This is a genomic window from Wenzhouxiangella indolica (assembly GCF_042310355.1).
Classification (GTDB): domain Bacteria; phylum Pseudomonadota; class Gammaproteobacteria; order Xanthomonadales; family Wenzhouxiangellaceae; genus Wenzhouxiangella.
Window position 1 is genome coordinate 311611 of sequence record NZ_JBHJMR010000002.1, and the last position, 13401, is coordinate 325011.

Annotated in this window: 15 protein-coding genes; 8 read left to right on the top strand and 7 right to left on the bottom strand. The window is 67.5% G+C overall.

All coding sequences use genetic code 11. From position 1 onward, the window contains the following. Positions 1-15 precede the first annotated feature (15 nt). From ACDC67_RS04465 to gluQRS, 4 genes are read right to left on the bottom strand one after another with little or no spacing between them, the layout of a single operon-like run. Positions 16-279: an exodeoxyribonuclease VII small subunit gene (locus tag ACDC67_RS04465; protein ID WP_376690950.1), complete on the bottom strand. Its 264-nt coding sequence runs from the start codon at positions 277-279 to the stop codon at positions 16-18. Then, a complete protein-coding gene (tilS, locus tag ACDC67_RS04470; protein ID WP_376690951.1) occupies positions 276-1589 on the bottom strand; it encodes a tRNA lysidine(34) synthetase TilS in 1314 nt (437 codons plus the stop codon). Before tilS ends, ACDC67_RS04465 begins: the two co-directional genes overlap by 4 nt. Positions 1590-1603: 14 nt before the next feature. Then, the gene (locus ACDC67_RS04475) at positions 1604-2566 is read right to left on the bottom strand and encodes an acetyl-CoA carboxylase carboxyltransferase subunit alpha (RefSeq protein WP_376690952.1); all 963 of its coding nucleotides are present in this window, start codon (positions 2564-2566) and stop codon (positions 1604-1606) included. Positions 2567-2615: 49 nt separating this feature from the next. After that, the gene (gene gluQRS, locus ACDC67_RS04480; protein WP_376690954.1) at positions 2616-3515 is read right to left on the bottom strand and encodes a tRNA glutamyl-Q(34) synthetase GluQRS; all 900 of its coding nucleotides are present in this window, start codon (positions 3513-3515) and stop codon (positions 2616-2618) included. 74 nt (positions 3516-3589) lie between these two features. Between gluQRS and htpX the strand changes: the two genes are divergently transcribed. Continuing rightward, the gene (htpX, locus tag ACDC67_RS04485; protein WP_376690955.1) at positions 3590-4471 is read left to right on the top strand and encodes a protease HtpX; all 882 of its coding nucleotides are present in this window, start codon (positions 3590-3592) and stop codon (positions 4469-4471) included. Between the two features lie 2 nt (positions 4472-4473). Here the strand turns inward: htpX and ACDC67_RS04490 are convergent, their stop codons facing one another. Further along, complete coding sequence (locus tag ACDC67_RS04490; RefSeq protein WP_376690957.1) at positions 4474-6531, bottom strand: EAL domain-containing response regulator; 2058 nt, start codon at positions 6529-6531, stop codon at positions 4474-4476. 55 nt (positions 6532-6586) lie between these two features. Then, positions 6587-7594 (bottom strand): EF-P beta-lysylation protein EpmB, encoded by a 1008-nt coding sequence (epmB, locus tag ACDC67_RS04495; protein WP_376690958.1) that lies wholly within the window; start codon positions 7592-7594, stop codon positions 6587-6589. 78 nt (positions 7595-7672) lie between these two features. On the opposite strand from epmB, the gene efp reads away from it, so the two are divergent. Genes efp through ACDC67_RS04520 form a run of 5 tightly spaced genes read left to right on the top strand, consistent with a single transcriptional unit; the run spans position 7673 to position 11856 of the window. Next, complete coding sequence (gene efp / locus ACDC67_RS04500; RefSeq protein WP_376690960.1) at positions 7673-8242, top strand: elongation factor P; 570 nt, start codon at positions 7673-7675, stop codon at positions 8240-8242. A gap of 5 nt (positions 8243-8247) precedes the next feature. Further along, a complete protein-coding gene (locus ACDC67_RS04505) occupies positions 8248-9594 on the top strand; it encodes a TRZ/ATZ family hydrolase (protein ID WP_376690962.1) in 1347 nt (448 codons plus the stop codon). Beyond that, the gene (gene ubiG / locus ACDC67_RS04510) at positions 9591-10310 is read left to right on the top strand and encodes a bifunctional 2-polyprenyl-6-hydroxyphenol methylase/3-demethylubiquinol 3-O-methyltransferase UbiG (protein WP_376690964.1); all 720 of its coding nucleotides are present in this window, start codon (positions 9591-9593) and stop codon (positions 10308-10310) included. The genes ACDC67_RS04505 and ubiG overlap by 4 nt, the downstream gene beginning before the upstream one ends. 5 nt (positions 10311-10315) lie before the next feature. Further along, positions 10316-11002 carry an HAD-IA family hydrolase gene (locus ACDC67_RS04515; protein ID WP_376690966.1) on the top strand — a complete coding sequence of 229 codons (687 nt, stop codon included), beginning with the start codon at positions 10316-10318 and terminating at the stop codon, positions 11000-11002. Further along, complete coding sequence (locus tag ACDC67_RS04520; protein WP_376690968.1) at positions 11002-11856, top strand: squalene/phytoene synthase family protein; 855 nt, start codon at positions 11002-11004, stop codon at positions 11854-11856. The genes ACDC67_RS04515 and ACDC67_RS04520 overlap by 1 nt, the downstream gene beginning before the upstream one ends. Here the strand turns inward: ACDC67_RS04520 and ACDC67_RS04525 are convergent. Further along, on the bottom strand, positions 11843-12130 hold the full coding sequence (locus tag ACDC67_RS04525; RefSeq protein WP_376690970.1) for an FmdB family zinc ribbon protein: 288 nt from the start codon (positions 12128-12130) through the stop codon (positions 11843-11845). The two genes, ACDC67_RS04520 and ACDC67_RS04525, sit on opposite strands and share 14 nt — an antisense overlap. Positions 12131-12247: 117 nt before the next feature. Between ACDC67_RS04525 and ACDC67_RS04530 the strand changes: the two genes are divergently transcribed. Beyond that, positions 12248-12946, top strand: coding sequence for an SDR family NAD(P)-dependent oxidoreductase (locus tag ACDC67_RS04530; protein ID WP_376690971.1), 699 nt, complete (start codon positions 12248-12250; stop codon positions 12944-12946). 12 nt (positions 12947-12958) lie between these two features. Then, positions 12959-13303, top strand: a complete 345-nt coding sequence (locus ACDC67_RS04535; protein ID WP_376690973.1) for a histidine triad nucleotide-binding protein — start codon at positions 12959-12961, stop codon at positions 13301-13303. Positions 13304-13401: the final 98 nt, after the last annotated feature.

A 13401-nucleotide genomic window follows, 5' to 3' on the forward strand; every position in this document is an offset into this window, starting at 1 on the left:
GCGGACAAGCGGTTTTTACGGCTCGGGCCGGTCGAACGCCTCCGCCGAATTCTCGTCTTCCGGCCGGGTGAGGATTTCGACCGACTGGCGCGCCTGGTCGAGCATCTCGTGGCAGTGCTTGGACAGTTCGACGCCGCGCTTGAAGCGCTCGAGCGATTCCGCCAGGGTCAGGTCGCCCGACTCCAGGGCTTCGACCAGTCCTTCGAGTTCCTCCAGCGAGGCTTCGAAATCCGGCTTCTTCCCAGCCTGTTCCTTGGTGGCTTCGTTTTGCTTGCTCATGATCGCGATTCTACCGCAGTGGTGGCTATTCGGCGTGCACCCGGCTCCCACACGAGGGATTGCCTGCGCTGATCGAGGAGCTGGTCGAACTCGGCCGTTCGCCAGCGCGTGCCCAGCGCCACGAGCCGACCGTCCAGCCACAGCCTGGGCCAAAGGTACCGCTGCCATGGCGGTACGCCGGCTTCGGCCAGGAGACGCTTGCAGTCGCGGTGATGCGCGTGGCCGGCAGGCTGCAGGGCATCCCCCGGCCTTCCGGAGCGCACTTCCAGCGCGAGTCGCGGGCCGGACGGTCCACGCAGCTCGAGCGTTCCCAGTTCGGCAGGCAATTCAAGCGCTGCGTCGCCGTCCCACTGCATGGCCCATTCGGGCATCGTTGCCCGCTCGTTCTCGAGCCACAGTCGCTCGTCCCAGCACCGCAGCACCTGCCCGCCCCAGCGCAGTTCGGGGCAGCGGTCGCTGCCGGCGCGAGTCAGCTGTTCGAGAAAGGCGTCCAGGCGCCGGCCGGGTGGGGGTTCCACCCGTTGGCGAAGGCACCAGGCGCGAATGACGGCACCCCGATAGTAGGCGCCGTCATCGGCCAGCCGGTTCAGTGCGAGGGGCTCGCCGGGCGCGTCGGCGCGCTCCAGGTCGGATGCGACCCGGCTGGCGAGGAAATCAGCCGCGCCCCGGCAAAGCCTGGCGCTTCGTCGCATGGCGGCGTCCACGCCGGGCCATCGTTCGCGTAGCCTTGGAAGAACCTCATGACGCAGGTGGTTGCGGTCGAAGTCGGGGCAGTCGTTGGCCGGGTCGCGGATGCAGTCGAGCCCGTGCTGATCAAGCCAGTGCTCGATTTCCGCCCGGGGCCGCTCGAGCAGCGGGCGCGACAGCCATCCTTGCCCGAAACGACGCAAGGCTGCGATGCCGGCCAGGCCTTCGGGCCCGGCGCCGCGGACCAGCCTGAGCAGAATCGTTTCGGCCTGGTCGTCGGCGTGGTGGGCGGTGACCAGGAGGTCGCCGGGGCCGACCAACTGCTCGAGCGCTCGGTAGCGGGCGTCGCGGGCGGATGCCTCGGGGCCGCGGCCGGCGCCCACTTCGACACGGATGACACGGCAGCGGAATCCGAGCCCTTCGGCGATCTCGACGGCTCGTTCGGCGCGCCGTGGGCTTTCGGCATCGAGGCCGTGATCGATATGCACGCATTCGATCGCGCGATCGAGTCGGGCCAGTCCGAGCCGGTGCAGCAGGCAGACCGAGTCGGGGCCGCCGCTGAAGGCGACGATCACCCGTCCGTGGCCGGGCAGGGTGCCAGGATCGAGGTGCGCGCTCGGCATCGCCGGCGCGCGTGCTACTGGGCCTGCTCGAACGCCCCGTGGGCCATCAGGCGCTCGTAGCGTTCCGACAGGAGCGTGTCCACCGGCTGGCTGGACAGGTAGTCGATCTGGGCGACGATGGTCTCGCGTATGCGAACGGCAACTTCTTGCGGAGATCGGTGGGCAGCGCCGGCCGGCTCCTTGATGATCTTGTCGATCAGCTCGAGCTTCTTGAGCCGCCTGGCCGTCAGGCCCATCGCCTCGGCCGCCACCGGCGCCTTGTCGGCGCTCTTCCACAGGATCGATGCGCAGCCTTCCGGGGAAATGACCGAGTAGATGCTGTACTGCAGCATGCTGGTGCGATCGCCCACGCCGATGGCCAGCGCGCCGCCCGATCCGCCCTCGCCGATGACGAAGCAGATGATCGGAACCGGAAGACGCGACATCACGGCCAGGTTGCGGGCAATGGCCTCCGACTGCCCGCGCTCTTCGGCGCCGACGCCGGGGTAGGCGCCCGGCGTGTCGATGAAGGTGACGATCGGCATGCCGAAGCGTGCGGCCGTTTCCATCAGGCGCTGGGCCTTGCGATAGCCTTCCGGGCGCGGCATGCCGAAATTGCGGTAGACCTTCTCGCGCGTGTCGCGACCCTTCTGATGGCCGATAAGCATGACGCTCAGGCCCTCGAGCATGGCCGGGCCACCCACGATGGCGTGATCGTCGGCGAAGTGGCGGTCGCCGTGCAGTTCCTCGAAACGGTCGAAGACCATCGGCACGTAATCGAGCGTGTAGGGGCGCTGGGGGTGACGCGCGAGTTGCGAAATCTGCCAGTCGCTCAGTTCCGAAAAGATCGTCTCGGTCCGCTCCCGGCACTTCTGCTCGAGGCGCTGGATTTCCTCCTCCAGGTTCATGGACACGCCGGATCCGACGTTTCTCAACTCGCGGATCTTGGCTTCGAGTTCTGCGATGGGCTGTTCGAAATCGAGGTAGTTGGGGTTCATTCGGTCGTCGATCGTGGCCGCTGGTCAATCCGTGAGTATAACGTTCCGGTTACCGCGGATGAACCCCGACGGCGACGGGGCCGAGCGGGATCCGGCCGATGTCGAAATTTGACCGGGCCCAGTCGAGCTGCGTTTCCAGCAGGCGGGCGCCGGCCGGCGGCTCGTGGCCGAGTGCCCGCAGCGCCAGGCGGAGGGCTTCCGCGTGCGGGCGGGCGAAGACCGGATCGTCGTTGTCGGACTTGCTCAGCTTGCGCCCGTTGTCGTCGGTGACCACGGGCAGGTGCATCCAGTCCGGCGGGTTCAGGCCGAGACGACGGTAGACGAGCAACTGCCTCGGCGTCGAGTCGATCAGGTCGGCGCCGCGAACCACTTCGGTGATGCCCGCTGCGGCGTCATCGACGACGACCGCGAGCTGGTAGGCGATCAGGCCGTCGCCGCGGCGGATGATGAAATCCCCGCTGATCCGGCCCGGGTGATCGCAATACCTTCCCTGGACAGCATCCTCGAAGCACTCGACCTCGGCGTTGTCGGTCCGCATCCGGACGCTGCGTGGCTGGCGCCCGGACGGGATCCCGTTTCGACAGGTGCCGGGATAGACGCCGTCTGACGGCAGGTGACGCCGGCTGCAGCCGCACCGGAAAGCCGCGCCGCTGGCCAGCAGCTGCTCGAGCGCGCGTTCGTGCAAGCCTGACGATTCGCTCTGGTAGCTCACCGGGGCATCCGGCAACAGTCCGAATGCCGCCAGGGTGGCGATCTGTTCCTCGGCCGCACCCGCGACTTCGCGCGGCGGGTCGATGTCCTCGACGCGTACCAGCCAGCGACCGCCGAGGCTGCGCGCGCGCAGGAAACTGCCCACGGCGGCGACCAGCGAGCCGAAATGCAGCGCGCCGGTGGGAGAGGGCGCGAAGCGGCCGGTGTAGCCCGACGGATGGTCGGCTGCGATGCTCATGGGCAGACTTGGAAATTGCGTGGCATGGCGCCATTTTACCGTTCGGATCAAGGTATCCCGCTAAAAGGATCGTCATGCGAAGAGTTGCGCTTTTCCTGGCCACGAACCTGGCCGTTCTCGTGGTTCTCGGTATCGTCATGAACCTGCTCGAGCCCTGGCTCGTGCGGCAGGGCATCAACGTCAACAACGCGGCCATCCTGATCATCGCCGTGGTCTTCGGCATGGGGGGCGCCATCGTTTCCCTGTTGATGTCGAAGAAGCTCGCGCTGATGAGCACGCGTGCGAAGGTCATCGACAAGCCGCGCGACGCCACTGAGCGATGGCTGGTCGATACCGTGGCGAGGCAGGCCAGGGCAGCCGGCATCGGCATGCCCGACGTGGCCGTCTACGATGCGCCCGAGCCCAACGCGTTCGCGACCGGGGCATCGCGCAACAATGCCCTGGTTGCCGTCAGCAGCGGGCTGCTCAGGCATATGCGCCAGAACGAAGTCGAGGCCGTGCTCGCCCACGAGGTCTCTCATGTGGCCAACGGCGACATGGTGACCATGACCCTGCTGCAGGGCGTGCTCAACACCTTCGTGCTGTTGCTCTCGCGGGTTCTGGGGCAGATCATCGACCGAGCGGTCTTTCGAAGTGAGCGTGGCTACGGCCCCGGCTATTTCATCTCGGTCATCGTGCTGCAGATCGTGCTCGGCATCCTGGCGAGCATGATCACCATGGCCTTTTCACGCTGGCGCGAATTCCGCGCCGATGCCGGCGGCGCCGAACTGGCCGGGCGCCAGAACATGATCGCGGCGCTGCAGCGGCTCGGCCAGGTGCACGGATCGGCCCAGTTGCCGGAATCCGTCGAAGCCTTCGGCATCCGCGGCCGGGTCGGCGCCGGCCTCAAGCGCCTGCTCATGAGTCACCCGCCGCTGGAAGAGCGCATCCGGGCGCTGTCCGAAGGGGCGCGCTGACTCTAGACCGAGGCCTCTTCCCGCACGAATTCGCCCTGGACGAGGATGATGCCGAACTGCCACAAGGTGGCCAGGTCGCCGGTGTTCTCGACCTTGGGGGCGATGATGCGCGTGTCGTGTTCGCGGGCGTGGCTGACCAGCGTGGAAAGCTTCTGACGCAGGTTGTCGTTGCCGCTGAGGTCCTGGATCATCTCCGGGGCCAGGCGGATGAAGTCCAGGTCGAGGTGACGCAGCAGGCTCTCGGCCGGTGCCTCGGGGCCGACGTCGCACAGGGCGAAGCGACAGCCGCTTTCGCGGAAGCGTTCGATGAAGGACTGAACCGGGCGCAGCTTTTCACGAATCTCGGCTTCCCGGAAGCCGAGGATCATCCGCTTGGGATTGAGTGCCGGGTCGCCCAGGCGCTTGAACAGGTCGAGCGCCGCCTGCTCGTCGCTGAGCGTCTCGAGGCTCAGCGGGACCAGCCACTGGCCGCTGTCGTCCCGGCGTTCGCCGGCGAGGGCCTGCAGCCGGTCCATCATGTCGGCATCGAGCCTCGGCGCCAGGCCGACCCTTGATGCGATGTGCATGTACACCGAGGGCAGCACGACTTCATCGCTGTCTTCCGGCCGCAGCCGGGTTTCGACCTCGCTGATCAGGAACTCGTCGTCTTCCATGCTGGTGATGGGAGAGGTGACCAGGCCGAACTCGTCGTGGTCGAGCGCGTGTCGCAGGCGTTCGGCCCAGGCCGTATCGTCTTCCTCGCCGTCGGCGGACACGCGCGGACGGTAGCGGACGAATCCGTTGCCGCCGGCGCGCAGGACCTCCGCCAGCGCTGATTCCGCCTGCTCGATCAGGGCCTCGGGGTGGGGAAGCTCGCTGCCCGCGATCGCCAGGCCGACGCTGGCCGAGACGGTGAGGCTGTTGTCGCGCACGTCGATGATGCGGCCCGAGCAGTTCTCGACGAAGTCGCTCGCGATCTTCTCGGCTTCGCTGCGGTCGGCGCTGTCGGCGATCAGGGCGAAGGTGTGATCGCGCAGTCGCGCCATGGTGTATCCCTCGCCCACCACCTCCCTGAACAGCTCGGCCGTGCCGCGAACCAGGTCGTCGGTGGCGCCGACGCCGACCTTGTCGAGCAGGTCGTCGTGGTTATCCAGGGACAGGGCCATGACCGACAGCCCGGCCGAATCGGCGCGGCCGTCGACGGTTTCGTTGAGCAGGCTGATGAAAGCCGGCGCATTGAGCATTCCGGTGAGCAGGTCGGAGGTCTTGAGCTTGCGCAACTCCTCCTCGAGTTCCGGGTCGGCCTGGGAGAGTTTTTCCCGGACGAGCATCTGCGCGCAGTACTCGCCGCCATAGCGTGCCGACGAGAAGTCCACCGACGCGGTGAACGCCGACCCGTCCTGCCGATGGGCATTGAGCTGCAGGGCGTTGTCGGGAAGGTCGTCGCGGGCAATCGCCTTGAGAACCTGCTTGAGGTCGGGCACCTCGTCGCTGGGCGAGAGCAGGTCGAGCATCGACAGTCCCTCGAGTTCCTCGAAGGTGTCGAAGCCGAACAGCTCGAGATAAGCCCGGTTGGCGTAGATGTGCAGGCCCTCGTGGATGTAGGCGATGGCCTCGCTCGAGCTGTCGAGCAGCAGCGTGTAGCGATCCTCGATGTCGGCCAGGCTCCTGAGCGCCTGTTCGGCATCCTTGCGTGCACGCAGCGATTCGACCTGGCTGATCGCCAGGCGCTTGAGCTGGCGCAACCCGGCCTGGTTGACGAAGCCCTCGACGCCGACGGCGGCAACGGCCATCGCGGCCTCGCTGTCTTCTTCGTCGATCATCGCCACGACCGGCACGTAGCGATCCTGCTCGCGAGCGGCGCGCACGCTGGCCTCGAACAACTGCAGGTCGGCCGAGTCGACGTTGACCATCACCATGTCGACGCGATCGGATTCGAAGGTGCGCGAGACGGCGTTGCCGGTGTCTGCGAACAGGGTGCGTACGCCGGCGTCGTCGCCGAGCATCTGCTGCAGCTGCCGCGGCGCGGACGGGTCGTCGGTTACGGTCAGTATGCGAATTTCGGTCGGCTGGTTGGCCATCTGGGGAAGCCTGTGTCGAATGTCGTCTGGAATCTTATCGCCGCTGGTCGATCGATTAAAGTATCGGCAGCTTGTACGGCTCGCCGGCCACTTCGCGAACGAGCCTGGGTACAAGATACCCCGATAGATCTCGTCGCAGCGTTTCGATCATGTCCAAGGCGCGTTCGCGGTCGGTCTCGAATCGCTGTGCGCCGGAGACCGGGTCGAGCAGATGCAGGTAATAGGGCAGGGCGCCGGCTTCGAAGGCACGTCGCATCAGCGCACTCAACGCCGCCGAGGAATCATTGATCCCGGCCAGCAGCACGGCCTGGTTGAGCAGGTGAACGCCTGCCCGCCGCAGGCGCTCGAGCGCAGCGGCGACGGACGCGTCGAATTCGTTGGCGTGATTGGCGTGGATGACGATCACGACCGGCCAGGGGAGGTTTTCGAGCCAGTCGAGCAGATCGTCGGTCACCCGGTCGGGCAGGATGATCGGCAGGCGCGTATGGATGCGCAGGCGCCTGAGGTGATCGATGCCGGCCAGGCGGTCGGTCAGCGCGCGCAAGCGTTGCGTCGGCAGCATCAGCGGGTCGCCGCCGGAGAGAATGACTTCCTCGATGCTCGGATCAGAGGCGACATGGTCCACCGCCGCCTGCCACTGACCCGCGTCGGCGCGTTCGCTGGCATAGGGAAAGGCCTGCCGGAAACAGTAGCGGCAGTGAACGGCGCAGGCGCCGGTGGCCACCAGCAGGACGCGACCGTGATACTTGTGCAGGATCCCCGCTCCGGCCGAGCTGGCGCGATCTCCCACCGGATCGTCGCTGAAGCCCGCAACGCGTTCGGATTCGCTGCGCTCGGGCAGGACCTGCAGCAGCAAGGGGTCGCGGCGGTCGCCCGGTCGCATTCTCTCGACGAAAGCCTGCGGCACGAACATCGGAAAGCGGCTGCGCTCGGGCTCGTCCCCGCTGGGAAGGTCGAGTCGATGCAGCAATTCCGCCGGCGCGCGCAGCGCCGTTCGCAACTGTTCGCGCCAGGCGGGTCGCTTGGGTGCAAACGCCGTTCGCGCTAAACTATGTGGATTCATTGATCAGCTTCGCTGGTATCCCGAGAAGTCATCGCCCCGCCCGCCCGGGCCGGGGCGTCATTGTAATCCGGAGACAACATGGCAACGTACAGTACCAACGAGTTCAAGTCGGGCCTGAAGATCATTCTCGACGGCGACCCGTACAACATCGTCGAGAACGAGTTCGTCAAACCCGGCAAGGGCCAGGCCTTCAGCCGGGTCAAGGTGCGCAACCTTCTGACCGGGCGCGTGATCGAGCGAACCTTCAAGTCGGGTGAGTCGGTCGAAGCGGCGGACGTGTTCGAGAAGGAAGTGCAGTACCTCTACAGCGACGGCGAGTTCTGGCACTTCATGGACCCCGACTCCTTCGAACAGCTCGCCGCCGACGACAAGGTGGTCGGCGATGCGGCGCAGTGGCTGGTCGAAGAGGCCATGTGCCAGGTCACGCTGTGGAACGGCTCGCCGATCCAGATCCTGCCGCCGAACTTCGTGGAGCTCAAGATCGTCGAGACGGACCCGGGCCTGCGCGGTGATACTTCCGGCAGCGGCGGCAAGCCGGCCTCGCTCGAGACGGGGGCGACGGTGCGCGTGCCCCTGTTCGTGCAGGAAGGCGAAGTCATCAAGGTCGACACGCGTACCGGCGAGTACATGTCGCGGGTCAAGGATTGATGCCGATGGACCCGGCCGCTGAAATCCTGCTGCCGCGCTGGATCGTTCCGGTCCGGCCCGAGGGCGCCGTCCTCGAGGATCACGGCGTGCTGATCGAGAACGGCCGCATCGCCGCCGTCGCGGACGCCGACGAGCTGGTCAAGTCGCATCCGGACGCCGGCGTCACGCGCCTGCCGGACCACGCCCTGATGCCGGGCCTGGTCAATATTCATACGCACAGTGCCATGGCGCTGATGCGCGGCCTGGCCGACGATCTGCCGCTGATGCGCTGGCTCGAGGATCATATCTGGCCGACCGAGCAGCGCTGGGTCGGCGCGGAGTTCGTCCGGGTGGGTACCGACCTGGCCATGGCCGAGATGCTTGCCGGCGGCACGACCTGCTTCAACGACAACTACTTCTTCCCCGACGTGACGGCTGCGGCGGCCGATCGGGCGGGCATGCGCGCGGTCATCGGCATTCCGGTCATTTCCGTGCCGACCGCCTGGGCCCAGACCGAGGACGAGTACTTCCGCCGCGGCCTGGAAATGCACCAGCAGCTGCTCGACATGCCGCTGGTCTCCTCCGCATTCGCACCGCATGCGCCCTACACGGTCACGGACCAGGCTTTTCACCGCATTCGATCGCTGGCAGAGGAAATGGACATTCCCGTCCACCTGCACTTGCTGGAGGCGGCCGGGGAAATCCAGGGCAGCCTCGATCAGTACGGCCTGACCCCGCTCGATCGCATGGAATCACTCGGCCTGCTCAGCGATCGCCTGCTGGCCGTGCACATGACCCAGCTCGACGATGCCGATATCGCGCGGGTGGCGCGCGCCGGCGTTCACATCCTGCACTGTCCCGCTTCCAATCTGAAGCTGGCCAGCGGCATCTGCCGAGTGGCGGATCTCGACGCCGCCGGCGTCAACGTTGCCATCGGCACCGACGGCGCGGCCAGCAACAATACGCTCGACATGTTCGCCGAGACGCGGCTGGCGGCCCTGCTTGCCAAGGGGGCGAGTGGCGATCCCGAAGCGGTGCCGGCCGAGCGCGCCCTGTCGATGGCCACGATCAACGGTGCCCGGGCGCTGGGCATGGAAGACCGAATCGGTTCGATCGAAGTCGGCAAGAGCGCCGACCTGGCCGCCGTCGATCTGTCGGGTCTCAAGACGGCTCCGGTTCACCACGTTGTCTCGCAGCTGGTTTACGCCGCCTCGCGTGATCAGGTCAGTGATGTCTGGATCGAGGGGCGCCGCGTCGTCGAGCGGGGCGAGTTGACCACGCTGGATACCGAGCGCACCGCCGTGGAGGCCGAACACTGGGGCCGACGCTTGCGCGCGAGCGATTCCGCCGGCGCCGACGGAGCGGGCTCGTGACCGGCACGGCGGGCGAGTCGCGCAACGTCGACCCGCTTGAGTCCGGCAAGTTTGATGCGCTGGCCGCACGCTGGTGGGATCCGGAAGGCGATTTCCAGACCTTGCACGACATCAACCCGCCGCGCGTCGAGTTCCTGGCCGAACGCGTGAAGCTGGAGGGTCGGCGCGTCCTCGACGTCGGCTGCGGCGGCGGCGTGCTCAGCGAGGCCCTGGCCGCGCTGGGAGCGAGCGTGACCGGTATCGATGCCGCCGAGCGGGCGCTCGAAGTGGCACGCCTGCACGGGCTCGAGTCAGGCCTGGATATCGACTACCGCCACGTGACCGCCGAGTCACTGGCCGCCGACGAGCCGGCAGCCTTCGATGTGGTCTGCTGCCTGGAAGTGCTCGAGCATGTACCCGATCCGGCCAGCACGGTCCGGGCCTGCGCCGGGCTTTGCCGGCCGGGCGGGACCCTGCTGCTGAGCACCATCAACCGCTCGCCGCTGGCCTGGGCGACCGCGATCGTCGGCGCCGAGTATGTCCTGGGGCTCCTGCCGCGTGGTACCCATCGCTACGACCGCCTGATTCGCCCCGCCGAACTGGCCGCGACCTGCCGCCAGGCCGGCCTGGAAGTGCGCGAGATCACCGGCCTGAGCTACAACCCGGTCTCGCGCAGCGTGCGTATCGGCGGCGCACCGCGCATCAACTATTTCCTGCACGCCAAGCGGCCGGAGTGAAAGGGGTGGCGACCGCGCCGATGCCCCGCGCCGTGCTGTTCGATCTCGACGGCACCCTGATCGACTCCGCGCCCGATCTCCTGGCCGCGCTCGACCAGGTCCTGGCCGGCCTCGGCCAGTCCGGCGCCGATCATGCGCGTTTGAGGTCGCATGTCAGCCGCGGTGCCGTCGGCTTGCTGGCCGCCGGCATGCCGGGCTGGAACGCGCTGAGCGAGGGCGCGCGCGAGCGCGCCCGCCGGGAACTGCTCGATTACTACGCCGAACACTGCTGGGTGCATTCTGCGCCTTTCGAGGGCATCGAGGCGCTACTCGGCGATCTGCGCGCCCGCGGACTGCGGATGGGCGTCGTCACCAACAAAGTCAGCCGCTTCGCCGACCCCATCGTCGACCGGGCGGGCTGGGGCGATCACTTCGGTTGCCTGATCAGCGGTGATCGCGTCGATCATCCCAAGCCCGATCCCGAGTCCGTGCTGGCCGCCTGCCGGGAGCTGGGGGTCGAGCCGGCCCGGACCCTGTTCGTCGGCGACGACCGTCGCGACGTGTTGGCCGGCCGCGCGGCCGGCGCGGCGACGGTCGTGGCCGCCTGGGGTTACCTGCCGGAGGATGTGCGTCCGCGGGACTGGTGCGCCGATGCCGTCATTGCGCATCCGCGCGAGCTGATCGATCTGCTCGATTCACGGGAGACGGGTTGATGGCGGGCTCGGTCGAGTGGAGCCGCTCGCGCATGCTCGGACGCGCCAGCCCCCTGGCGGCTTCATTGCCGTTTGCGCCGCAGTCACTGCAGGACGCCATCGTGGCCCTGCGCGCTGTCATCTCCGAAATCGCGGCGGTGCCCGACACGGTCAGCGATCCCGAGGTCGGGCGCAGGAAGCTCGCCTGGTGGGGCGACGCGCTGCGACGCAGGGCGAGTCATCCGGCCATCGAGGACCTGGTGACCAGCGGCGCGGCCGACCGGCTGGATCCCGAGCGCTTCCAGCCGCTCATTGCCCGGGTTGCCGCGACGCTCGAGGCCCCGCGCTTCGAGCTCAGCGACGATGCCTGGGCGCACTGCCTGGCCCTGGGCGGACCGGCGGCCAGCCTGGAAGCGGCACTGGTCGAGCCCGACGCCGAATCGACCGACGACTGGGCGGCGCTGGGCGGTTTCGCCTACCTGGTGCGCCTGGTGCGTGATCTCGGCATCGATGCGCGTGCCAATCGCTGGCCGGTTCCCCTCGACCTGCAGGCCGAGTACCAGGTTGCCCGACAGGACGTCGTCGGCGGGTCCGTTTCACGCGGTTTCGACGGCATGGTGCGGGCCTGGCTTGCCGATGGCAGCCGGCGGGCCGGTGACGCGCTCGCGGCCCTGCCGCCCGGGCAGTGCTGGCGGCAGCGCCATCTTCTGGTCTCACACGCGCTCGATCAACGCCTGGCTCGGGTGCTGGCGAGGCGTCCGCGCCGCTTGCTCGAGCAGCGTGTGCAGCCCGGCCACATCGGCAACGTCTGGGAGGCCTGGCGCGAGGCGCGTCGCCTCGCCCGGGCAGCGAAGGTCGGGGTCAGTCGGAACTGATGATGTCGGGGCCCTTGCCGGCCGACTTCTCGTAAACACCCTTTCCGATCTTGCGGTACTGCGTGAAGCCGGCCTTCTCGGCCTCGCCGGCCGTGGGCGCGCGCGAGTTCTGACCGGCGAGGTTGGGGGGGCTGATCAGCCGTCGCACCGGATGTCCGCAGTAGGGACATTTCCGCATCAGCGGATCATCCATCTTCTGAAGGATCGTCACCGGCTGACTGCAGTAGTCGCAGCCGGCTTGCGGCTCGGTGCTGATGTATTCGTAGAAGGGCATATGACCATTCTACCGCCACGCGCCGCCGCGCGTGAATCGGCCCGGCCGGGAATCGAATCTGCGACAATGCGCCCTGTTCATCGCTGGCGATCGAAATCGTCGAATAGGAAACTTCGGATGAGTGATTCTGCAACGCCCGTCTGGCTGGTGACCGGCGCCGCCGGGGCCCTGGGAAGCGCCCTGGTGCGGCGCTTGCTCGAAGACGGTGCCGACTGCATCGCCCTCGATCGCCGCGCACGGGAACTCGATGCCCTGCACGACGAACTGCATGAAAGCCTGGGCAGGGCGCCGGCGCTGATGCCCATGGACCTGGCCGGCGCCGGCCCCGAAGACTACCAGCAACTGGCCGAGGTGATCGAATCACAGTTCGGTCGCGTCGACGTGCTGGTCCACAACGCCGCCGCGTTCCAGGCCCTGCGGCCGATGCTGCAGCAGCAGCCCGGGGAATGGCTCGAAACGCTTCAGACCAGCCTGACCGCCCCGTACATGCTCAGCGCCGTACTCGCACCGCTGATGGGGCGCGATTCCCGTATCGTGTTCGTCGGCGACCGTCACTGCCTGGAGCACCCTGGCGGCTGGGGCGCGTTCGGCGTGGCCCAGGCCGGGCGGCGGCAGATGGCGCGTATTCTGGAGGCAGACCGTGCCCGCAACCAGCCACGCGTGATCGAAGTCGACCCCGGGCCTTTCTACAGTCGGCTGCGGGTGGCAGCCTGGCCTTCGGATTCGCCCGAGAATCTGCCCGACGCCGCCACCGCCGCCGACAAGGTCATCGCGGCGGTTGCCGATGCCGCCGATACGGGCAGGCCCGATTCCTGAGGAGCTGTAAACATGTCGGACGACCTATTCATCAAGATCATCGAGCGCGAGATTCCCGCCGACATCGTCTTCGAAGACGACGAGCTGCTGGCCTTTCGCGACATCAATCCGCAGGCGCCGGTGCATATCCTGATCGTGCCGAAGCGGCGCATCCCAACCATCAATGACCTGGGCGACGACGATGCTGCCCTGGTCGGCCGGATGGTGCTGGCCGCCAGAAAACTGGCTGCCGACGAAGGCCTGTCCAGTGATGGCTACCGCCTGGTGTTCAACTGCAACGAGCACGGCGGCCAGTCGGTCTACCACATTCACCTGCACCTGCTCGGCGGCCGCCAGATGAACTGGCCGCCTGGGTGAGGTGTCGGTTGCCTCGGGGCTTGCCGTAAGGGAGTGCCGCTTGTCGAGGCTGGTGGCAAGCTGCGGGGCGAAATTTTCAAGTTCCAAGCACCAAATTC

What these genes read in the sequence shown, in the direction of transcription:
- ACDC67_RS04465 (WP_376690950.1), bottom strand. Translation starts at nt 279, where the DNA reads ATGAGCAAGCAAAACGAAGCCACCAAGGAACAGGCTGGGAAGAAGCCG.
- tilS (WP_376690951.1), bottom strand. Translation starts at nt 1,589, where the DNA reads ATGCCGAGCGCGCACCTCGATCCTGGCACCCTGCCCGGCCACGGACGG.
- ACDC67_RS04475 (WP_376690952.1), bottom strand. Translation starts at nt 2,566, where the DNA reads ATGAACCCCAACTACCTCGATTTCGAACAGCCCATCGCAGAACTCGAA.
- gluQRS (WP_376690954.1), bottom strand. Translation starts at nt 3,515, where the DNA reads ATGAGCATCGCAGCCGACCATCCGTCGGGCTACACCGGCCGCTTCGCG.
- htpX (WP_376690955.1), top strand. Translation starts at nt 3,590, where the DNA reads ATGCGAAGAGTTGCGCTTTTCCTGGCCACGAACCTGGCCGTTCTCGTG.
- ACDC67_RS04490 (WP_376690957.1), bottom strand. Translation starts at nt 6,531, where the DNA reads ATGGCCAACCAGCCGACCGAAATTCGCATACTGACCGTAACCGACGAC.
- epmB (WP_376690958.1), bottom strand. Translation starts at nt 7,594, where the DNA reads ATGAATCCACATAGTTTAGCGCGAACGGCGTTTGCACCCAAGCGACCC.
- efp (WP_376690960.1), top strand. Translation starts at nt 7,673, where the DNA reads ATGGCAACGTACAGTACCAACGAGTTCAAGTCGGGCCTGAAGATCATT.
- ACDC67_RS04505 (WP_376690962.1), top strand. Translation starts at nt 8,248, where the DNA reads ATGGACCCGGCCGCTGAAATCCTGCTGCCGCGCTGGATCGTTCCGGTC.
- ACDC67_RS04520 (WP_376690968.1), top strand. Translation starts at nt 11,002, where the DNA reads ATGGCGGGCTCGGTCGAGTGGAGCCGCTCGCGCATGCTCGGACGCGCC.
- ACDC67_RS04525 (WP_376690970.1), bottom strand. Translation starts at nt 12,130, where the DNA reads ATGCCCTTCTACGAATACATCAGCACCGAGCCGCAAGCCGGCTGCGAC.
- ACDC67_RS04530 (WP_376690971.1), top strand. Translation starts at nt 12,248, where the DNA reads ATGAGTGATTCTGCAACGCCCGTCTGGCTGGTGACCGGCGCCGCCGGG.
- ACDC67_RS04535 (WP_376690973.1), top strand. Translation starts at nt 12,959, where the DNA reads ATGTCGGACGACCTATTCATCAAGATCATCGAGCGCGAGATTCCCGCC.